17 protein-coding genes are annotated in these 21,128 nt (G+C 57.5%); 4 read left to right on the top strand and 13 right to left on the bottom strand.

Annotated elements, in window-relative coordinates; translation table 11 throughout:
- Nucleotides 1–157 precede the first annotated feature (157 nt).
- Together SO156_RS33460 and SO156_RS33455 are read right to left on the bottom strand one after the other, a co-directional pair.
- Nucleotides 158–634 carry an isocitrate lyase/phosphoenolpyruvate mutase family protein gene (locus SO156_RS33460; RefSeq protein WP_498537753.1) on the bottom strand — a complete coding sequence of 159 codons (477 nt, stop codon included), beginning with the start codon at nt 632–634 and terminating at the stop codon, nt 158–160.
- On the bottom strand, nt 631–840 hold the full coding sequence (locus SO156_RS33455) for a hypothetical protein (RefSeq protein WP_498537752.1): 210 nt from the start codon (nt 838–840) through the stop codon (nt 631–633). Before SO156_RS33455 ends, SO156_RS33460 begins: the two co-directional genes overlap by 4 nt.
- Before the next feature lie 780 nt (nt 841–1,620).
- Here SO156_RS33455 and SO156_RS33450 point away from each other — a divergent pair.
- Nucleotides 1,621–1,815: a hypothetical protein gene (locus SO156_RS33450; protein ID WP_498537751.1), complete on the top strand. Its 195-nt coding sequence runs from the start codon at nt 1,621–1,623 to the stop codon at nt 1,813–1,815.
- Between the two features lie 503 nt (nt 1,816–2,318).
- Nucleotides 2,319–3,083, top strand: coding sequence for an autoinducer binding domain-containing protein (locus tag SO156_RS33445; protein WP_498537750.1), 765 nt, complete (start codon nt 2,319–2,321; stop codon nt 3,081–3,083).
- Between the two features lie 1,119 nt (nt 3,084–4,202).
- Here SO156_RS33445 and SO156_RS33440 read toward each other — a convergent pair.
- The gene (locus tag SO156_RS33440; protein WP_498537772.1) at nt 4,203–4,949 is read right to left on the bottom strand and encodes an outer membrane protein; all 747 of its coding nucleotides are present in this window, start codon (nt 4,947–4,949) and stop codon (nt 4,203–4,205) included.
- 566 nt (nt 4,950–5,515) lie between these two features.
- On the opposite strand from SO156_RS33440, the gene SO156_RS33435 reads away from it, so the two are divergent.
- The gene (locus SO156_RS33435) at nt 5,516–6,169 is read left to right on the top strand and encodes a methyltransferase (protein WP_498537749.1); all 654 of its coding nucleotides are present in this window, start codon (nt 5,516–5,518) and stop codon (nt 6,167–6,169) included.
- A 333-nt stretch (nt 6,170–6,502) separates the two neighbouring features.
- Here the strand turns inward: SO156_RS33435 and mddA are convergent, their stop codons facing one another.
- On the bottom strand, nt 6,503–7,288 hold the full coding sequence (gene mddA / locus SO156_RS33430) for a methanethiol S-methyltransferase (RefSeq protein WP_498537748.1): 786 nt from the start codon (nt 7,286–7,288) through the stop codon (nt 6,503–6,505).
- A 1,376-nt stretch (nt 7,289–8,664) separates the two neighbouring features.
- Between mddA and SO156_RS33425 the strand changes: the two genes are divergently transcribed.
- On the top strand, nt 8,665–10,758 hold the full coding sequence (locus tag SO156_RS33425; RefSeq protein ID WP_498537747.1) for a prolyl oligopeptidase family serine peptidase: 2,094 nt from the start codon (nt 8,665–8,667) through the stop codon (nt 10,756–10,758).
- 1,257 nt (nt 10,759–12,015) lie between these two features.
- Here the strand turns inward: SO156_RS33425 and SO156_RS33420 are convergent.
- The 9 genes from SO156_RS33420 to SO156_RS33380 all read right to left on the bottom strand — a co-directional run.
- Nucleotides 12,016–13,152: an aminotransferase-like domain-containing protein gene (locus SO156_RS33420; RefSeq protein ID WP_498537746.1), complete on the bottom strand. Its 1,137-nt coding sequence runs from the start codon at nt 13,150–13,152 to the stop codon at nt 12,016–12,018.
- Between the two features lie 12 nt (nt 13,153–13,164).
- Complete coding sequence (locus tag SO156_RS33415; RefSeq protein WP_498537745.1) at nt 13,165–14,751, bottom strand: class I tRNA ligase family protein; 1,587 nt, start codon at nt 14,749–14,751, stop codon at nt 13,165–13,167.
- A gap of 1 nt (nt 14,752) precedes the next feature.
- On the bottom strand, nt 14,753–15,082 hold the full coding sequence (locus SO156_RS33410) for a cupin domain-containing protein (RefSeq protein ID WP_498537744.1): 330 nt from the start codon (nt 15,080–15,082) through the stop codon (nt 14,753–14,755).
- A 24-nt stretch (nt 15,083–15,106) separates the two neighbouring features.
- Entirely contained in the window at nt 15,107–15,886 is a 780-nt protein-coding gene (locus SO156_RS33405; protein ID WP_498537743.1) for a phytanoyl-CoA dioxygenase family protein, read from the bottom strand.
- Nucleotides 15,887–15,909: 23 nt separating this feature from the next.
- On the bottom strand, nt 15,910–17,157 hold the full coding sequence (locus tag SO156_RS33400; RefSeq protein ID WP_498537742.1) for an MFS transporter: 1,248 nt from the start codon (nt 17,155–17,157) through the stop codon (nt 15,910–15,912).
- Entirely contained in the window at nt 17,154–18,479 is a 1,326-nt protein-coding gene (locus SO156_RS33395) for a lysine N(6)-hydroxylase/L-ornithine N(5)-oxygenase family protein (protein WP_498537741.1), read from the bottom strand. The genes SO156_RS33400 and SO156_RS33395 overlap by 4 nt, the downstream gene beginning before the upstream one ends.
- A 396-nt stretch (nt 18,480–18,875) precedes the next feature.
- Nucleotides 18,876–19,460 carry an anthranilate synthase component II gene (locus SO156_RS33390; RefSeq protein ID WP_498537740.1) on the bottom strand — a complete coding sequence of 195 codons (585 nt, stop codon included), beginning with the start codon at nt 19,458–19,460 and terminating at the stop codon, nt 18,876–18,878.
- Nucleotides 19,457–20,851, bottom strand: a complete 1,395-nt coding sequence (gene pabB / locus SO156_RS33385; RefSeq protein ID WP_498537739.1) for an aminodeoxychorismate synthase component I — start codon at nt 20,849–20,851, stop codon at nt 19,457–19,459. Before pabB ends, SO156_RS33390 begins: the two co-directional genes overlap by 4 nt.
- Before the next feature lie 117 nt (nt 20,852–20,968).
- A partial coding sequence (locus SO156_RS33380) for a Dabb family protein (RefSeq protein ID WP_498537771.1) occupies nt 20,969–21,128 on the bottom strand: 160 nt, incomplete at its 5' end.

Genomic DNA, 21,128 nt, shown 5'->3' with positions numbered 1-21,128 from the left:
GGCAAGAGTGGTCCGCGAATCAGGAGAGGCGGTGAGGAGACGAGCATGCCGGAATCGCACACTGGTTTTAAGGCGAAGATTGCGCTTGCCGCACGTCAAGGGCGATCGAGCGCTAGCACGGGCCGAACAGTTCGATGTGCATCCACATCAGATCACGTCATGTAAAGCCGAGCTCCTCGAGAGGGAGCCGCCGACGCTGGAGATATCGCGCTTCGGCACGGATGAGCTCGTCGTACCGCAACAGGTCGAACACCTCGTCGAGCGTCGTAATATGGGGCTCAATACTCGCAATGCCTTCCTTAGCTATGATGCGAGCGCAGACCCTTCGCATGGCAACTATTGCGGCTCGCATGGAGTGGTTGGCCCAGATCGCCGTGGAGATCCGCGCATTGCAATATGCAGAGACTGGCGTTTGATAGTACTTTGTTGGGATGATCACGATGGGCAGTTGGTTCTGCCAGGCACTCGCAAATGCAAGGATCTCATCCGCGGTGCTTTTTCGCGAGCGAACAAGGATCGCATCAGCTCCCGCTTCGGCGTAAGCGCGCGAACCGCTTCGTCCATTGGACGGCCAACAATCAGCGCTTCTACTTGTGCCACGAGGAACCAAGTCTTGTCCAATTGTATCCCTCACTGCACGCAGTCGACCTGAGAGCTCATCGATGTCGGCGAGGGCATATCGCTCGCCAAAAAAGATAGTTCATTTTCGGAAAAATAGCTATCCTGAAGCGCGAGCCAGGCAGCTCCACGTTGCCGGACTTTGCGTGCGAGAAGACGCGCATTGTTGAAGTCGCCGTCAACGAGAAAGCGGATCGGAAGCGATTGCTCCTGAAAGCCCATTATGGGTTCCATAAGAAAGGAGAGGTCCGTCGTTCAAGCAAACCAGAGGTCGAAGCATATCAGCAGGCGGCGAGTTCGCAGTTCGATCGGTTTCGTTTGCGCGAACAGACCTTTGCTGATGCCGAAGTCCCTGAGGCGCAACCAGCACGGCCTTTAGGCAGTGATTGGCACCCTCCCCTATATTGATCAATTGCTATAAGTTGGTAGTTGACTTGCGCGCAAAGAACTCGATGTCGGCAGCCGAGGACAATGAATTCCAGACCTTGTTCCGGTCGGAGACCCATCACGTCGTACGAGGCTGAAATGCGTCGGCTATGCGCGCATCGTTCGGCGCCGATCAGTGAAGTGTTGGTCGCCGGCGACCATGCGGCCCCCAAGCTTGCCGCGGTCTGTTTTTTAAAGCGCGAGGAGGAAATCGTATGCGGCCCTGGATCGGGAGGGTCTTGATCAAGATCTACAGATTGTCGCAGCAAGTGCAGACGACGTTGTCGTAAGTCCGACGTATATCGCAGTGCTTCATCGGGCGAAGCTTGGCAATTCTTCGAAGTTCTTGTCTTACAGATCGAGTTTCGCGTGCCGGAGACTGGTATGACACTTGCTGCTCTCATCCAAGGCCCCTTGCAAAGTTCTTGGAGAAACGCATGCACAGCGTCATCTGCATTAAGCATGTCCTCGATTCCTCGCAAACTCACGTGCGGCCCTCCACCAAAATCAGCAAACGCCGGCGCAGTGACCATAATCGACTGCCTCGATCGGCTTTTGCTGTAAAGGGCGCTGGATGTGCGCGAAGAGCTCGACGACGAGATTACCGTCCTCACAGTAGAACCTCCAGACAGATCGGATTCCCTGCCCAAGACGGTGTCCTTATCCGCCCTCGCCGTGCGCATGACCGATCGCATCGTCGCGGACGCCGCGCTATTGCCGATCAGCTATGCGCTGGCGGCCGCGAGCCGCAACAATTTGCAGGAAACGTAGCCCGGCCGAATTCATCTTCGCTCGCAGCGAGATCATCGACGGTGAATTCAAGTAGTTGGGGCATGGCATCATCACGCCGATCTGCGCACCGCGGCTCACGCAAATCCACCAGATTTGGACGCAGTATCTCCCTGCACGGACTGTCGAGCGACCGGCTGACGCTTGACTGGTGGATCAGGGAGGCCACAAGGGACGTCCAGTCTGTGTGTAACACGGGGGCAAGCGCTTCCCGCGCGGTTCACCCTTGTTGGGGCATAGAGAGTCCCAATGTTGACACCGTCATCCAAACCGGCGGAAACGCGCGGACGTCCCGACTTCGCCCGTATCGCCACTGTTTGCAGCTCTTACCTGCGCTGGCAGTCGCTTTCGTTCCGTAGGTATCGCAGCATTCGCCCGGCCGCAATGTATGCTGGAGCAGCGCGGGAATACAACCAACCTCAGTGTGAAACAAGTTCAGTCGAACGGCGCAATAACGGCTTTCTGCCGATCGCGTGAGGCGCCATATGAATCTCTTCAGCTTCGTCGAATGCGCGAGTCAAACGCAATCTCTCAAAGCGCTGTTTGATCTGCTTGTGAGCTGTGCGAGCGAAGAGGGCTTCACTGAAGTCGCTTACGGAGCGCTCACCTTCGCGGAGCCGCTTCGTCTGCCGGGCTGCCCACCGCCTCTGATAGCTATGAAGGTACCGCCAGACTGGTGCCAGCGCTATTTGGAACGCAAGTACTACACGGTCGATCCGGTCGTCCGGCGGACACCGATGTTTACAGGGCCGTTTCTATGGGACCAGCTCGCCAAAGAGTACCGGCTTCAGGCCTGCGAGCAACGTGTACTCGAGGAGGCCAGAGAGGCAGGCCTGAAGCACGGTATCAGCGTGCCACTATTTGGGCCATCAGGTCGTATATCCGTGGTATCGTTCGCATCCCGTTTTGAAGATGCCGATCCTCAGCGGAATGTGATGCGTCTCAACGCGCTGGCTTGGCATTTTCATGTTGCGTTTGCGGAGGTCGCAAGACCTTTGGACGGCGCTTGCGATAGCAAAGTGACGTTATCAGAGCGCGAAAAGGATTGCTTGCGATGGGTGGCGGAGGGCAAATCGTCCTGGGAAATCGGAAAGATACTGAGTGTCAGCGAGAATACGGTGAATTTCCATCTTAAGAACGCAATACGAAAGCTCGGGACAGCGAACCGGACTCAAGGCCTTGTGAAGGCGCTTCGTCTTGGTCTTATTGAATTTTCGGTAACTGCAGCGGCAACACCAATGGTCGCGTAGCTTGTGTGGTGTCCGCTCGCAAGGACCACCTTGGTATCTGCAAGGGAGCGGGCCTCGTGACTGTATGGGCTCAAACGGCTGCGCTATCCCCATGAATCGTCGCGACGTCCACTGCGTCGTGACCGTGACTGATTGGCGATGTCATTTCATCGGCCGTTGCCAGCTGACCAGGTAACTCTGTGCTACCTAGCGTGCCCGACGAGATCGCTTAGCGGAAGATGCATTCTGATTAGTCCCATCTACTTCTACGCAGGTATTCGCGTGGCGAATGGCTTTTGATACAGAATACGCAGTATTGGCATACTTGCGAAAGAGACGCCTCTTGCAAGACATTGGGACCTGAAGTCGCATTAAAGCTCGCCGTTTTTGGCGCTTAACCCAGTCTCAGGATGTCTCATTACGATGGTTATTGGGATTCTTTGCTAAGCGCGACTTGGTACAACACATCGAGCGCAGGGGCATCGGTGCGTCTATCGACCTGTGCCTGGCTCGGTGTCATGGGGCAAACTGCGCGTGCGCGACGTCAGCGATTTCGCTGAGCGACGCCAATCGATGACGCTGCCGGAAGTATAGGCGGCGAGATCCATCCGAGCTTGCCGAGACATCAGGCAAGGTGGTCTCGTAATGGTCGATCGCTGCCGGCATACATCGAGGCCCACGCATCATCGCTACGTTTCAGATCATACCGAAAAATGGTGTAAGAGTGCCTCGCCGAGCACAATGGGAGATTGCATGCCTGTTACGGCGCCTTGATTGCCGAACGCCAAAGCATTGGTCTGTCGAAGCTTTCAAAGTCAAAGTTGGAACACGGGAGTACGGGGGTGGTGGTTTCGGCGATGGGTCGAGACGCTGGATCACTGAAGGCGAGACAAATCTACGGCCCAGATCGAAAATCTTCCGGACGAATCAGACGCTGGCGATCTGCGCAGTCGATGTCGTCAGCACTGCCTCACCGACGCATCCGTGGGCCGTCAGAACGGACCTGAGTTACGTTAACGCGGGAATTCTCGCAAAGCACAAAAGGTACATAGGTGATCGTTGCCCGCAGAGGAATATCTCGACAAAGAGCCCCGGCTAAGGGCCGGGGCTCTCGATCGCCGATTGAAGATCAGGGGATCGTTACTTGAGAACCAGGGGCCAGCCAAACTTGTAATTGACGCGCGCGGTCACGAGATCAAAATCCTGGCGAATGCGATCGTTCCCAAGCGCACCACCACCGGCGGCCGTGAAGTTCACGTCGCTGGTCGGCATGAACACGTGGTCGTACTCGACGCCAGCTGACCAGTTCGGCGTCAGGTTGACCTCAAGCCCGGCGCCAACGGCGCCCCCCCAACGCGTAGTGTCCGCGCTCCCAAGCTGCGTGCCTGGGGGAACGGAGTTGATCTGATAGCTGCTGCCCACGACTGCGGCGCCCCCTTTAGCGTATATCAGTACGTTGCTGACGGCATAACCGATTTGACCAGTGACTAAACCGAACGCATCTATCCTCGTGTGATTGCTGTTGGTCGGAAAGGCAGCGCTGACATTAGAGCCGTTGAAATCGGCCCAGTTACCTTGCCCTTCGACGCCAAGCACTGTCTGGCCAATCTGCCAGCGATATCCGATCTGCCCACCGACCGTGCCGCCGCTTGCATCGTGGGAGCCCTCAGGGGTGGTGCCTGCAAAGTCCCAGGAGTTATGGCTCGAACCCCAGCCGCCGTTGATGCCAGCATAGAATCCGCTCCAGTCGTAGGCCGCGAGCCCGACCTGCGCGGGTTGCGGCGGCGCCTTGGTGTAGACAGGCTGTGCAGCGAGATCCGCGGCGAATGCAGGCGCCGCAGCGCTGAGTGCGACGATGCTCGCAGTCATAAGCAACAAGTTTTTCATTTCGAGCTTCATTTCCTTAGAGGGCCCCCAGCCGCGCGCGTCATAACAGCACCAACACGAATTGCTGTAACTGTGGCGCAACATTTACTTCGAAAGAATCGCTTGAATCTAACGCTGCGTGAGGTTGTACGCTTTGGTCTCAGTAGCATCGCGCGCATCGAGACCTCGCGGGCGGGTCAATGCGACAGCGGAGTAGGTGGCTGTGTGTCGAAGCTCGTTAATCGAGGATGGCCAGATGCATTCTGGTGCCCATCGCATCGGCAACTCGGGTGGAGCGCTGGTCGTCTTTAGATGCGCAAGACGAGAAAGGGATCTCCTTGGAAGCTGTCGTGTTCATCCGAGCGAGAATAAGCGCGCAGGAATGGCCGTGATGCCTTAGCAAGTTCTCCATAGAGTGCGGCACATCCTTCTTTATACCTCCTCAGGTATGGAGACTGCCGGCCTGCGGAAGAAGTTCGCTAAGCCTCGGCCTGATACGCAGGTGGGTCCTGATGGTCCGCGCGGTCCGTACCCAAAGATGGAGCGTTAAAATGAGTACGTGGGCGAGCGCATCTGAACGGTGCCAAATGACGGACGTCGATGCAATGCTAGCCGAACTGCGGCTGCGCGAACTCCCACACGATGTGGAGGTGCACGGCATGCCCCTACAGATCCTGCCAGGCGTTCTGTCACCACGCTTAAGTCACGGTCCGGACGCCTTAATGTCGAAATGGCGCATCGAAAATGACGCGACGGTACTCGATCTCGGATGCGGATCAGGTGTGCTAGGGCTTGCCGCGCTCCGTGCCGGCGCAGGGCGCCTCGTGGCGCTCGACATAAATCCGCAAGCCGTTCGCACGACGGCGATAAACATCGAGCGGCTAGGTTACGCGGACAAAGCTGACGTACGCCATAGCGACACCTATTCTGCGCTGCAATCCGGTGAGAAATTCGATGTCATTCTCTTTGCTGCCCCCTATTGGAATCGCGAAGCAAGGGACGACCTGGAGCGTTCGTGTTTCGATCAAGACCACCAAGTCATGGCAGCGGTTCTCGCAGGAGCGCACCTGCACTTAAATGATGGGGGCCTAATGTATGTGCTCTTCTCTGACCAAGGAGATGTTGGGCGCGTTGCGAACTTGATCGATGAGAGCAAGCTGCGTGTCAGAGATATGCATATTTTCCGACCAACGAGCCCAGGGGGCCACGTCCGGATCGTTTGGGAACTCGTGGTTCGATAGCGTCCTTGAATTTCGTGACGAGTTGTTTCTCATGCTGTGCGATTAGAATCTTGAGGCCACCTGATCTGACCTTTCGAGATGTGGCTCAAGTGTGTCGCGCCGGTTCCGTTGCTTAGCTGGTTCACGACATAGGGTGCGCGAAAACCGCCATTGCAACTCGTTCATTGGGTCGGACTTGCTCGGCGCGACGCTTTGCTGCGTGCGGCGAAGCGCCGAAAGTCAGAGTGCCGAGAAAACGGCGCCCTCGCGATACAGAGCTGCCGGGGGTGGATGTTTCGTCTCTCGGATCCTAGCGGCCGTGTGCCTGACGACGCGTGGTCGGGTCTTCTTGACTCAATCGCTTTCCTCCGATTTGGGCCAGGGGATGAGCATGGAAACGTGTCTTCTGTATTGGCGATACTGCTTCCCGAACAGCTTGAGGAGGTCTCGCTCTTCGAAGAAAATTCCGACAAAGATGTAAGCGGTTGCCCCGATTGCAAAGAGCAGATGCCCGATCGTCATGACGGGCGCGGCCCAGAACGCGATAATGAAGCCGAGGTAGATGGGATGTCGCACAAATTCGTAGTACAGCGGAGTCCGGAACTGCGGCTCCGGTAGGCCGCGGCCCGTGAGATTAGTCGTGACTTGCCGTAGTCCGAACAATTCAAAATGATCGATCAAAAACGTACTGGTGAGCATCAGCACCCAGCCAAGGAACGCTGCCGTCCCGATCATGACCGACACATCGGGGTCCGTAACTTGCCAAACGATTGTCGGTATGGGACGCCATTGCCAGAATAGCAACAGAAGGCACAGGCTCGCCATTAGCACATAGGTGCTCCGTTCAACGCATTTCGGTACATATCGCGTCAACCAATTCTGGAAGCGTTTGCGCGCCATGCCGGTGTGTTGGATGCCAAACAGAGCAATCAACAGCGTATTTATGGAAAGCGCTTCGACGAGCGAGGTGCCAGGCCCCGTGTCAATCGTTTTCGGTACGACTAGGCCGCTCACGAAGCCTACCGCATATAGAATTGCGAAGAGGAAAGCCGCGTAGGCGAGCACGCCGTAGAGAAATGCGATCCATCGTGACAATCGACCCTGGGATGCCGGGGCGCTCGTGGGCTTTATCTGGAGCATGGTCTCTCCGCTTGCGGTAACGGATTGCCCCACGCGGTTGGGGGCCGAAGAGTCAGAACGGGCACGCGATCAAAGCCTTGTCGCCCGTCGGCAAACGCCGAAGATGCAGCCGATAGCTTTCTGCCCCGTCAAATATCTCGCTAATCGGTACCACCTTGAATGGGGCCGACCCTATGCACAAGCCAAACACCGCGGCTTATGGGAAGGCTGGCCTGATTGGGCGCGGAGTGATGCAACAACTGGGTGGGTTTCATCGGGAACTCCTAGCGCCGCCCGTTGCGGGCAGCCTTGGCTGCGGGGCTTTCGTCCTCATCTCAGCAAAGGACGTGCCGATCACGGCATGCGATGCGGATCTAGCCTGTCGAGAGAACAGCGTCGCTAACGGCGTGCCATTGGGAATAGTACTGCCAGTTGTTGGATCTCTGACATCGCCGCAGTCACCGGGACACGGTTGGCAAGATGGGCGTCTCTATGAAGCCAGCCACCCCTTGTGCCGATTTGCACGAGTGTTTGACGATGATGTGCGTTCTCCGAAACCCGGTGTCCTGGTGTTCGGGTGCTGCTGAGTGTCCGACGCTCCGCGTTCTTGGACGGGATCCCGTGGGATTGCGGCCCGACGAGGATTGGGGCGAGCGATTTGGCTTCTCAGTAGTGAATCAGTGGCCAAATTTGGGGACGGCTCGTTCGGAGATCCGCGCGTCTCATCGCGATGGCGACCGCGCCTGCCTTAGCAATCACTGTCGGCTACGATGCGCATGTTCATAAGCTCGAACAGATACAGGGTGCTCTGTGAAAAGTGATTGGCGGTCATACGTTGCACAGGAAGGCGGATTTGCACGGAACGCGCGAAGCCATCCGCGGAAAGCGCTCCCGATGAATTTATGGCAGAGGCAGATGTCGAGCATTGTGCGGCGACATGCCCTTTGGGCGAAGCTCCATTGCTTCGCAAAGTTGGTGCAGATAGCGTCAAGTTGACGGTGAAGAAATCAGGATAGTATGCGAGTTTTATGGGACACATTGTGAAATTCGAAGCCGATAGCGTCTTGCCACATCAAGTGGCTTCGGAAAGGGCGGACTTGTTGCCGAAGTTAATGGGGCGAGCGAGGGCAGGCAGGATTGGAAGGCTGTCCGTCGGCGGTCTCACATAATGTTGCGATCTGAACAAACAGGATCGCCTGCAGCCTTCGTCCAAATGCGGAGATGCGTCCAGCTTCTCAGACCGTGCCAGCCCCTAAGCCGCGGACATTCGCTACGCAATTGTAGTTCACAGAATGAGCTTGAATCTAATGCCGCGTCAGGTTGTAGGCTGGGAAATATATCGTGCCGCCCTCGATGGAGTATAGAAAGCGCGGTTGATGCTAACATTGGAGTGTACGGTGTCTAAAGCAAGCTCGCCGTCAGCGCCAAGGGGTGGAAAGCCAACGCTCTCAGCTCCTGATGATGATCCCTATCTCTGGTTGGAAGAGATAGAAGGCCCGGAAGCGCTCGAGTTTGTCGAGCAACAGACCGGCAAAACTCTGCAGGTGTTTGGAGGCGCGACATTCGCGCGGGATCGCGACGCGCTGGCTTCGGTCTACGACCGTCCGGACAATATTCCCTATGTCAGCCGGCACGGCGACCATCTCTACAACCTTTGGAAAGATGTCAAGAATCCGCGGGGCCTCTGGCGTCGGACCACTTTAGAAGAATTTCGCAAGTCTGAGCCATCATGGGATCCTCTACTTGACGTCGATCAGCTCGCGGCGACTGAGAACGAAGACTGGCTTCTGAGCTGGACCGCTATGCTATCTGGTAGCTCGCACGTCATGATCGCCCTATCGCGGGGCGGCAGCGATGCCGTAACGCTGCGCGAATTCGATCTGGCCACGAAGAGCTTTGTGGCTGACGGTTTTGTGCTGGCGGAAGCAAAGAGTAGCGTCAGTTGGGTTGATCCCGATACGTTGCTGTTGTCCAGCGCCTATGGCGAGGGAATGGCAACCATATCGGGCTATGCGAGAACCGTGCGATTGTGGCGCCGCGGTCAACCCATCGAGCGCGCGGCCGTGGTTTTCGAGACGTCGCCTGATCGCATGGGCGTCAGCTGTGGGATCGAACGTACCGGACAACAGCAACGCGTCTGGTACAGCGAGCAGCTGGATTTCTTCAATTTCCACGCATGGCTCGGAACCGAGGCAGGGGCGCACGTCAAGCTCGATCTTCCGACCGATATTTGGCTGCAGGCGCATCAGGACTGGCTCGCGGTGAAGCTCCGCTCGGCTGCGACAATTGCCGGAGTGATCTACCCGGCGGATACTCTCATCGGCATATCGTTGACCGCCTTTCTAGCCGGGAAGCGCAATTTCGTGGTCCTTTTTGTGGCGAGGCCGCGACGAGCACTGCAGGGATTTTTCTGGGTCCATGGCAAACTCGTCCTCTCCATCCTCGACGAACTCCGGCCGGTGTTCGAGATCTGCACGCCATCCCCCACCACCTGGAGCCGCGAGCAGCTGGACTCGCTTCCCGATATCGGCGTCGTTGATGTCTGGCCACTTGATCGCGATCCATCTGAGGGCAATGGTGACCTTCTGGCCAAGATCCAGGATCCGCTCACGCCTCCCTTCATTGTGCTCTTGGAGCGGGGCGTCGCCCGTCCAGCCCTGCTGAAGGAGGCGCCTAAGACCTTTACCGCTGATGGTCTCGTGGTCACCCATCATGAAGCGATCTCGGTCGACGGCGAGCGCATTCCCTATGTGCAGACCGGACCCAAAGGTGAGACCGGCGAAGCGCCCGTCCATATGAGCGGATATGGCGGATTCGGCATCTCGGTGAAGCCGTACTACAATTCCGCGCTTGGAAAGCTGTGGCTCGAGCGCGGGGGTACCTCGGTGCAGGCACATTTGCGCGGTGGCAGCGAGTTCGGCACGCGGTGGCACGATGCCGGACGCCTTGCCGGCAAGCGGCTCTCTCATGATGATTTCGCAAGCATCGCGGCCGACCTTGTCCGCCGCGGCGTCACGAGGGCAAAGCGCATCGCGGCAGAAGGCGGATCGAACGGCGGTATTCTCATCAGCAATATGCTGACGCGGTACCCAGAGCGTTTCGGCGCCCTGTTCTGCACCATCCCGCTGATCGATATGCGTCGCTACACCAAGCTGCTCGCGGGCGCGAGCTGGATTGCCGAGTTTGGCGATCCTGACAAGCCCGCAGAGTGGGAATGGCTTAAGACCTATTCCGCCTACCATATGGCCAAGCCAGGGCAGGACTATCCGCCGATCCTGATCGCGACCACCCGGCGGGACGATCGGGTCCATCCCGGACACGCCCGCAAGATGGTCGCCAAGCTCCAGGGGATGGGCTATGAGGCTTATCTCTACGAGCCGGCCGGCGGCGGTCACGGCTATGGCAGGGACAACAAGGAGCAGGCCGCCTTTCAGGTGCTCGGCTTCGAATTCCTGAAACGCAAAATTGGCTGGCTGGACGAGAAGACTTAAAACGAGAGTCACCCCGATCTCGCAAACACCAGGGCTGAAACTGCTGCTCTTAATTTCAGCGATCTCGACCACAGCGAGGTCGGGACCGAACGCAAACCTCTCGAGATAGATTCTTGCCAACGCTCATGCGGCATTGCACTCGTGCAGAATCAATCGGTTGCGCCAGAGTTTTGCTTAGGGATGACATATTGGCCGCGGCCCGGGGGCGAGATTAGCTTCCATCTGGGGGTAGCGCGCTTCCAAGCTGGGAAGAAACTGTGAGAAATCCGACACATGAGGAGGCGTCGCGTTGCAACTCACACGCGCTTGGCAGTTTCATTTCATTCCTGCTAGATGTGCGTAAGAATGCCAACGGAGTTGTTATGGCCAAGACGCAATACAAGAAGATTGTCCGTCGCGAGTACACGAAGGCGGACGTGAAAGAACTACGCGCGCACTCGAGGGCGAAGACACCCGTTACGAAAATTTCAAAGCTTACAAAGCGAAGCGTCGGTTCATTGCGTCAGAAGGCGCTAAAGTTAGGCATTCCGCTCGGACATCGACGGTAGTGCGCGCACAGCAAAAAGCAGCGTACGGAACTACCGGAGATCGAGTACTCAGCAAGAGGAAGCCTCAGCCACATCGGTTCGGCGTCAAATCACTTCATCGTCACCATGTCGGGCTGCGCTCCCCTGGGCCAGCCCGTGCTGCACTTTGAGGTGTGCCCTGAGCAACCGTATGATGGCTAGAGGTTCGGCGGCATCATTGAATTGCTGCCGAGATCTCACCAGTTGCTCAAGCAGCCAATTATGTTGACGAGGAGCTATCGCGTCGGAAAGCCCGCTTCCTGTCGTGATCTTCGGTCAGGTGCGCGACTTCTTCGTCGTGATCAAGCGCGAGCTCAGGCGCCACTTCGTCATCGAGCCGGTAGATTGGTCGCATGAAGGCCGACGGCTATCTTGGTCGCTGACATCTCGAGCGCTGTGAGCTGGCGCGCAACGTCATCCTCGCCGCCATCGGCTACAGTCTCGGCCTCGTCTTGGCCTGGATGGAGTTGCTGGTGCGCCCGGTCCTGGACGCTTCGTACGGCTGGTCGTCACTGGGGCCGCGCTCATGACGGATTTTTAATGTCGCCAGACGTTAAAGGTCATCCCACCGGAGTGCCGTTCGGGTGCTCAAGCTCGAATGCATGTTGTGGCGCATGTCGGAGCTAGCCGGAGAATGGGCGTATCTCAGCAGTTCGAACCATCAATCTTCGAAAGATGTGCGTGACGATGATCAGTACAGCTTGGCGTGCAACTTCTCCAATCGCGCTAGGCCCTCTTCAATCAGACTTGTCGGGAGATAGCTGAAGCACAGGCGTACATAATGGCCACTGCGTGGGCCATTATCTCCGCCGTGTCTAAGATGCACGTCATGCTCGGAGCACGCAGCTTTAATGAAAGTGTCAGCCTCAATTCCTGCAGCCAGCCGAACCCAGAACGAAAAACCCCCGCTTGGAAGAAGATAGTCCAAATCGCAAAAGTGGCTCCGCTGCAGCAGCGCGTGCATGCTGTCTCGCTTGGCACGATAATGCTGGCGCAATCGCACGATGTGCGCGTCAAGCGCGTCCGATTGCAGCAACGATAAGACGATATTGCTGACGATCGGGCTGACGCCGCCGTCGCATTTGAGGCGAGCCAGTCTGTCGATGACGTCACAGTCTGCAAGCACCCAGCCTACCCGTAAGCCCGGTCCGGCGATCTTGGAAATGCTGTGAATATTAATGACGTTGCCGCCCGGTGGCAGCCAGTCAACTTCGCCGTCATAGGGCAGCTCCGCATAAACGAGATCCTGTACCAGAGCCACGCCATACTGGGCTAGCATCGCTGCAAGGCGGGCCATATGGGGGCGCGACATCTGGCGCCCAGTCGGATTATGAAACGCTGGCGTCGTGTAGAAAAGTTTCACGCGGGCATTATGACGCAAGGTCTGTTCAAGCTCGTTCAGGTCGACGCCATCGGCTCCCATCCCAAGCTGGAGAATGGTTGCACCCGCGATCGAAAAAATGCGCAGTGCACCCAGATAGGATGGGTCCTCGGTCAGGACGACATCGCCGGGGTCGAGCCAGAGGTCGCCGACCAATTGCAGAGCCTGTGACGCACCGGCGGTCAGGATAATCTGGTCATGCTGCACGTTATAGCGTTGTGCGAGCTTTTCTCGGAGCTTGGGCAAACCCACCGCGTCCGTATACTGAAGCAGGTCGGCGGTGGTGACACCGGTATTTTGGCTCAATGCGTCCGGCCAAGCCAGCTCTGAGAACATCGCCGGATCGGGGAGCCCATACCCGAAATGGATGGCGTTCTTTGCAGTTGAGTAGTTGAAGGGTGCAAAGCTCTGAGCCAGAGTGCTGCGGTGAGATACATTTGAGTTCATGGGGTTTGTCGTTCAAATTCCGGTGTTTTGCTTAGGCCGATCGGGGCGAAAACGTTCGTTGTAGGCTGCAATGAAGTTCGCAGGTATCTCCGTGCTGACATGCGGGAAATCGACCTTTGGTGGCAGGCCTGCTTTTGTAGCCGGTTTGCCGAAGGATGGCTGCCATGCCGCACCAAAGAAATGGCGGCCATATCGGATCGCCAGCTCGGGTACCACAGGATAGAGAAGGCTCAGGAACAGCGAGATCTGCGCGGGGTTCCACATGCCGCTGTCGTCACGCGCAAAATCTGCTACCTCGAAGTAGGTATCAACGACATCAAGCGCATCCCAGAATCGGAGCTCCTCGATCGCATCAGCGTAATGCTGAGCGAGCATGTACAGACGAGATCTGAAACGCCTGCTGTCCAATGTGCGTGCATTGTTGGCATATTGGCGTAATGCCGTTTCCCAGACCCGAAGATGTGATGCCGCCCTGATCAGCTGATCAACGTCGAATTCGTTTTCATCTCTGCCGAATGGTCGCGCAATTCGAGCGAGCGCATAGCGAAGCACATTGGGGTCTACCTCGCGCGCGACTTCATCGGCCCAAAGCGCATGGTTACGGCTAGTGGAAAACTTCTCCCCTTCGAGCTTGTAGAAATCCTGGATGGAGTGATTGGTGGGCATCGGGTAGCCGCGCGCGAGCAGCGCGCCGGTTACACCTACCGTATAGTAGAAGCGATTGTCCTGGCCCATGAAAAACACAAGCCGGGTGCTAGGGTCGTGCAAGGTTGTTTCTGGGCCCAGAAAATCATTGGCGCATTGCTCGCGAATTCCGGTGTCAAAGCACCACAGGCCCTCAAACCATGTGAGCAGGGTTTGGCCGAACAAAGGTTCGGGCTCGACTAACTCCACACCATGACTGAAGTGGCGCGACATCGGCAAGCCATGCATGTCGCTGGATAGCCAAGCGCGCGCCTTGTCCCGAATGATCTGGGCCCAAGCACTTTCTCCAATAGCTGTGTCCAGCAGCTTCGCAAGGCGAGGCGTATCGAATACGGCCTGCTCAATTGGTCTAAGTACAAGATTGTGACCGCAGGTGACATGACGGGCATTGCATAAGGCGTCGTGCCGAATGGCGAGGCCACAGTTCTCGCACAAGTTACTGTCGGTCGCAGAGCCGCACGCCGGACAGTTCCCAGCTGCCAGCGAGTCCGCGACAAATTCGTCGCAATGCTCGCAATAGAGTTGGACACCATTGCGGACCTCGACATAACCAGCTTCCTGCAGCTCGCGGAAAATCGTTAGCGCGTTCTCCTTATGTATTTCGCTCGATGTGCGAACGAAGACATCGGGCGTGATGTGCATGGCACGCAGGCCCTGCAGGATCTCGTCAATGTGCTTTTGTGCAACGTCGCCAACGGGTTGGCCGAGCTTTCGTGCCTTTACAAGCGTATAGGTGCCGTGCTCATCGGCGCCGGTGATAAAGTGCGCACGGTGGCCGGCCAGGCGCTGAAAGCGCACGAAGATGTCGGCAAGCAAATACACGCCGCCGATGTGACCGAGATGTAATTTGCCGTTAGGGCAGGGGGGAGCGGGACATACGAAATAGGTGCGCATGTCAATCCCACCAGATGGACAGGAATTTCAGCGTGCTCTCCTGGCTGACATTCCGGATAGCGTGCTTCTGGTGTGGAGGCATGTAGAACAATGTCACCTCGTTCACCGACTGCGTCTGCCCGTCAGCTTCGAATTCTCCCTGGCCTGAAATCAAGAGCCACAGTTCGTGTTCGTGGTGCGCGTGCAGATCGACCGCCCCACCGGGGGCGACCTCAACGACCGAGGCACCGAACTCGGGGCTGAGATCATCCGGTAAATGCTCCAGCAGGCGGCAAACCAGCACGCCATATTCGGTCCGCATCAGAGAGCGATCGATCTGCTTGGTGTACACGTGGTCTTTCCTTAAGGGCTGCGATCAGTCGCGATAGAAGATAGCGTTAGGCGTCTTTAGATTTTCAGAGTCAGCGACCTTGCCTTCTGGCGGGTTGTAGGCGCGCTTCATGCGATTGTATTCGGCGCGATCAGGACCGCCGGTCGACGCGCGTTGGAACACCAAATAGAGGGTGCGGCGAGAGCGATCGCTCTTGTTCGGCAGTGAGTAGTGGGGCGCGTAGTCGTCGAAAATAAAGACGTCACCCGCCTTCCACGGCACTGGTTCCCATTCAAAGCTCTCGACCACGTCCGGATTTATGACGCCACCGGCATCCATGGGAAAAACTCCCTCCTTATGGCGACCCGGAGTGAAGAATAGACCTCCATTGTCCGGAGCCGAATCGTCGATGGCAACGGCTGCTATGGCGTGCACCATCCGCTCGGAGAGCTTGTGAGGTATATGATATATGTCCTGATGAGGGCGATACCCGCCGCTATCAGGGTACTTGAAGATCAGCAGCTCCTTGAGCATCCGCGTGTCTTCATCAAGTAGCGTCTTGATCGCGTTGCAAATGCGGCCGTCGGCCAGCAGCGTCTCGCGTAGAGCGCCATGGTAGTCCAGGAAGTTCTCGACCTTTGAGATGATCTTGCGATCATCGGCCGTTTTTTCGAACCACATCATCCACTTGTCGATGCTCACATCCCAGCGCGCGACGCCGTCCACGAAGTCAGAGATCTTGTCGCGCGTAGGCGCATCAAAGAAGCCTTCAAGCCGAAGATATCCATCCTGATGCCATTTTGCCTTCTGTGCCTCGGTCAGCATGTGCGAGCTCCTTTTTTTGAAGATTACAGAGAGTAGGTTGTTGCCTTTGGCCGAAGTGCGATTGCCAGCACCCCGTTAAAGGCAGTCGCGCCCAATAGCGTGAGCAACATCGCGTCAACGCCAAATCCACCGATCAACTGCCCTCCGAGGAACGGAAAGCCGAACAACCCGAGGAAATAGGCTAAGGTGAAGATTTGTGAGGTAACTGGTACGGAAAGCCCGCGCTCGCCGGCAAGATTGACGGCCATTCCGATAAGGGCGGAATAGCTGAGCCCGTAGCCTGTGGCGAAGATTGCGGCGGCCAATAGATACAGCAGAGTGTCGCCAGGATTGATAATGAGCAACGCCAATGAAGCGCCGGTAGCAATAAAGAGCGTGAGCGCAAGCCGGTGTACGGGCACTTGGTTCAGCATATGGGCGACTGAAAAGCGGAGCGCGACGGTGGTAACGGTGAATACGAGGAAGAAGTGGTCGGGATTGAGCTGACGTGACGCTGCATAGGCGCTCTGATATGTCGATAGCCCGGAAAAAATGCAGGCCGCAACCACGATCATGAGGATCGGTGCGACTGTTGCGTGTCGGAGCAGGGCGATGGTTTCGACCAGGGTGACCTCGATGTGAGGCATGGGTACCGAGGGGATGCTCAACATGGCATGCCGTGCGACGCCTACGCAGATGGCTGCGATTGCGCAGGCCATCGCGAAAACTGCGTACATCATTGCCATGGAGCCGGTGCATTCTGTCAGAAAGTGGCCGAGTGGGGCCGCTAGCCCAAGTCCTACCATCTGGGCGCCGGACAGGATCGTCAGATGTTCTATACGGGCTGCGGGACGTAAGTGACGGATAAGCTGCAGCGGCGAGAGGATGAACAATACCGACCATCCTGCACCGACGAGCATGCCGCCCGCGTATGCCATTCGCGTGTCGTATGCTGCAGCAGCGAAGGCCGCCATGGCCAGCGCCATCACCAACGATGCGGCAGCTATCGTCAGCATAATGCCAATGCGCTGGGCCACTCGGCCTGCCAGGCAACAGCACACGATCGTTGCAACCATGCCACTTGAGATAACGGTACCCGCGGCGTCGCCCTCCATACCGAGCGCTTCCATATATTCCGGCAATATGAAGCTCGTGCCGTAAGCTGCCGCAATGATACTGGATGCGACCAAAAATGGTGCAAAGGCGCGATAGGGCAGTTTGCAAGATAGCCGGTCCGCAGCTGAAGGGGGCACATCGACAATTCGTAAGATGGAGGATCGGGACGCACTCATGTGATTGCGCTCAGATGTTCTGCAAGTCTCGTTGCATCCGGCACGGTGCTCAGATCCGCAGCGCCTGTGGACTCGTAACCATCGAGAATCTGCTGGCCTGATTGATCCAGATAGAAGGGACGTCCGAGGAGGCTGTTGATGATGAGACTGTTGCGGTACGCCACCAGCGATAAGTTTGCGCTCTGCAGTCCGTGCTGCAGACGACCTTGATTTTGGAGATATACCGGTCCTGGCATATGCTGATTGAAGCTAACCGCGTAGTCCGAGCCCAGCACGGGTAGGCCATCCTCCATATGCGCGCCGCCCAGGAGCGATTCTAGAAAGGGTGGAGTGCGCGGCCGAAAACCCGTGGCAAGTATGATGCGATCAACGAGGATGCTGTGATGTTGCTGCGTGGCAAGATCCGTCAGATTGACTCCCCAGCGCTTGTTAAGGGGCGCGATGTCTTTCACAACGACGCTGGACAGGAGAAGGAAGCTGTCAGACGGCGTACCCTCCACGTTCCTTTCGTACAAAATGTCATAGAGGCGATTGCACAATTCGGCAGAAATGCCATCACTTGTTAGCTTTTCGCGCTCGATGATTGTGCGGCGGTGCTGGAGCGGCAGGGCATGAAAGCGCCGGCTGTAGCCCGGCCCATAGGCCTCGTTCACGAAACTGGTATCGTCCATCGCAAACAGGTTTGAGCGCGATGTGACCCAGGTAATCCGGGGAGCGCTGGGATGATTGAGGAGGTGCTCTACAATCTCCGCGCCGCTCTGACCACCTCCCACGACGAGCACATGCTCGTCTGCACCAGGTGAGTCCTCGTCGAGATAGTCAGCGGCGTGATAGACGGTGTTGCAAATGAAGGGTCTGGCACACGGGGGGATCGTTGGCTCAACGCCAACCGCTATTACGACGGCGCGAGCGAGGTATGTCGTTGTGCTCGTATCGACGCGATAGCCGTCCCTGAAGGGCGCGACGTCGACGACCTCTTCGTTGTAGCGAAGCGTGCCAAGTTGTCGTGCGACCCACCGGTAATAGTCAGTAAACTCTCGCCGCGAGGTCGAAGCATTGCGTCTGTTGACAAAGCCGTAGAGCCGTCCGTGTTGTGCCAGGTAGTTCAGGAAAGAATAGGGGCTGGTGGGGTCCACCAGCGTCACGCAATCCTTGAATGGCGACACTTGTAACCGGCAGTTCGGCAGCGCCAGCCCTGGATGCCAGCAGAATGCCCCGCGCTTCTCCAGGAATAGTGCGCGGAGCGGGGTAGGTTCGATCAGGGCTGCCAGGCTGAGATTGAAGGGACCGATCCCGACGCCAATGACATCCAGCGTATCCACGAAGGTCTCTCTCACAACTGTATAGGGATTGAAGGTGGTCGGTTGCTGCGTTTGAAAGCCTACAATCTGACACCGCGTGAGATACAAGACTTTTTATACCCCGACCGGGCCGGGATTTAGGTAAGCTAGCGTCTTCTCGCCGCGCGCAGAAATTCGCCTCTCCTGCCGAGCAGTCTCACGGATGGCGAGTAAATGGTGGGATTAACGTCAATCGCTGGTCGGCAGTCGGGGATGTGTGAACTGGCCGTGCCCGGGCGACGTAGCCGCCCTCCGCTTGCCGAAAGGCGCGATCAATCTGGTCGAGCCAGAGGGCAGAGAAATGCGATCGGACTTAAAGTGTTACGGATTCCGCCGACGCCTCATTGGAGGAGAGGCGGGCGACATAAATGCCCATCCTCAGGCTTGGAAACTCTTTGCCAGTTGCAAAAAGTTCGTCAGCAGAGCGTCTCCTTGTTGGGTCAGTATCGATTCAGGGTGGAATTGCACGCCATAGGTAGGCTGGTCGCGATGTGCAAGGGCCATGATCTCGCCCTCGTCCGAGCGCGCCGTGACCATAAGACGCGACGCGTGTGATTGGTCGAGTTCAACAATGAGGGAATGGTAGCGCCCGACGCAAAGGGGGGAAGGAAGTCCTTCGAATAGCCTGCGGCCGTCATGCGCAACGTATGAGGAGCGACCATGCATGGGGCGACGTGCACGCCTCAGGCGCGCGCCGAAAACGCTTCCGATGCACTGGTGTCCAAGGCAGATACCGAGAATCGGGACACGACCTGAGAGGTGGCGAACGATTGAGGGCGAAATGCCTGCCTCTGTTGGCGTGCAGGGACCGGGGGAAATGACCATGGCGCGCGGCTTGAGACGAACAATATCAGTAAGGCTGATCGCATCATTTCGGACAACTTCTGTTGCTTCACCAAGCCGGCGGAAGTAGCGGGCAATGTTGAAGACAAAGGAGTCGTAGTTGTCGATGATGATAATCAAAGTTCACCGGTAGAAATGGCGCGAAATGCGTCGAAAACCCGCTGCGCCTTCGCGAGCGTCTCCTCATATTCGGCAGCCGGATCCGACATCGCCGTTATCCCGCCCCCTGCGTGAAAGACAGCCAAGCCGTCGTCGATCGTGACCGTGCGGATCGCAATATTCGTATCCATGTGCCCGTTGAAGCCGATGAAACCGATCGCCCCGCAATAGACCTCTCGCGCGGCTTGCTCGAGTTCCGCAATGATTTCCATCGCTCGCACCTTTGGCGCCCCGGTGATGGAGCCGCCTGGAAAAGAGGCGCGAACGAGGCCGACCGCGTCCTGGTCCCCTGCAAGCTCTCCCGTGACGACCGACACGAGGTGGTGCACTGAGGCATAGGTTTCGAGATTGCACAGCGCTGGAACCTCGACTGAATGCGGCGTGCAAACACGAGACAGATCACTTCGTAGGAGATCGACGATCATAATGTTCTCGGCCCGGTCTTTATCGGACGCGGCCAGGAGTTGTGCACGACGCTGATCTTCCCCAAAATCCGTTGAGCGCGCGATCGTGCCTTTGATGGGGCGCGTTTCGACCCGCCGTCCGTCGAGCTTCAGGAATCGCTCCGGCGAGCTCGATGCAATGGTGAGATTGCCGTAACGCAGGAGCGCTGCAAAGGGTGCGGGGTTCAATGATCGCAGTTGGCAGTAGAAGGCAACAGGATCAAATGAGGCCGGGAGCCTGGCGCTAAAGCGCTGCGCAATGTTGGCCTGAAAGACATCGCCAGCCAGAATGAGGTCGATGACGCGCTGTACCGCCGCAATGTAAGACGCGCGGCTGAAGTTCGACTGCCATGGTCCGACTGCGCCATAGGCATTGTCCCGCGGCAAGTATGGGCCGGCAAGGAGAGCTGCAAACTCATCGGCTCGTTGGCGGGCACGCGAGGCCCGGCGTGCGGGATCCTGCTCCGGCCAACCTGTCGACACGATCCAGCACCTGCCGTCGCGGTGATCGTAACTGACGACGACGTCATAGAAGTGGAGAATGGATTGAGGCAAGCGGTGTCCGGAACGTACCGGCACGGGCAACCGCTCCAGTGTCCTGTTCAGATCGTAACCGAAGAATCCGGCCGCTCCTCCCTGAAATGGCGGCAGATCAGGATGATGCTCTTGCGGATACTTGGCGAGAAGTGTGCGAAGGACGTCCCAGGGGTCACCGTCAATGGCCTGTCCGTTCCAGCTCGCCTGCCCGTCCGCGATGATATAGGTGCCGAACGGGTTGCAAGTCAGATATGAGTAGCGCCCAAGGAGCTCGTGGCTTGCGGCGCTATCTAGAAATGTAAGATGGGGCCCGCGGGCGAGGCGCCGCATTGCTGTGACAGGGGCAGTCCATTGCAGTTCGCGGACGTACATCGGGCTATCACTTGACCTGCGAGTTGGCGTCCGCGCGCTTCCGATGATAGCCCGCCAAAGGAGAGTGACATTCGGTCGGAAGTTTGCAAGCTCGTGAGACCGACGGTCAGCTTAGCCTCAGCCGGCGGACGCCGTGCGGCGCGTGATGAGCCGCACATCAGTCGATACACAGTAGTCTGCCGCCAACCGCATCTCGCGCAGTGGCCGTACCCGCCTGATTGATTCCTGGTAAAGATCGTGCGCCTTGTAGGCCTCGAGTTTCGCCTCGTTCTCGAAC

Source organism: Bradyrhizobium sp. UFLA05-125 (genome assembly GCF_059803515.1).
The sequence above is the reverse complement of the archived record's forward strand: the minus strand, read 5'-3'. Positions and strand labels throughout refer to the sequence as shown.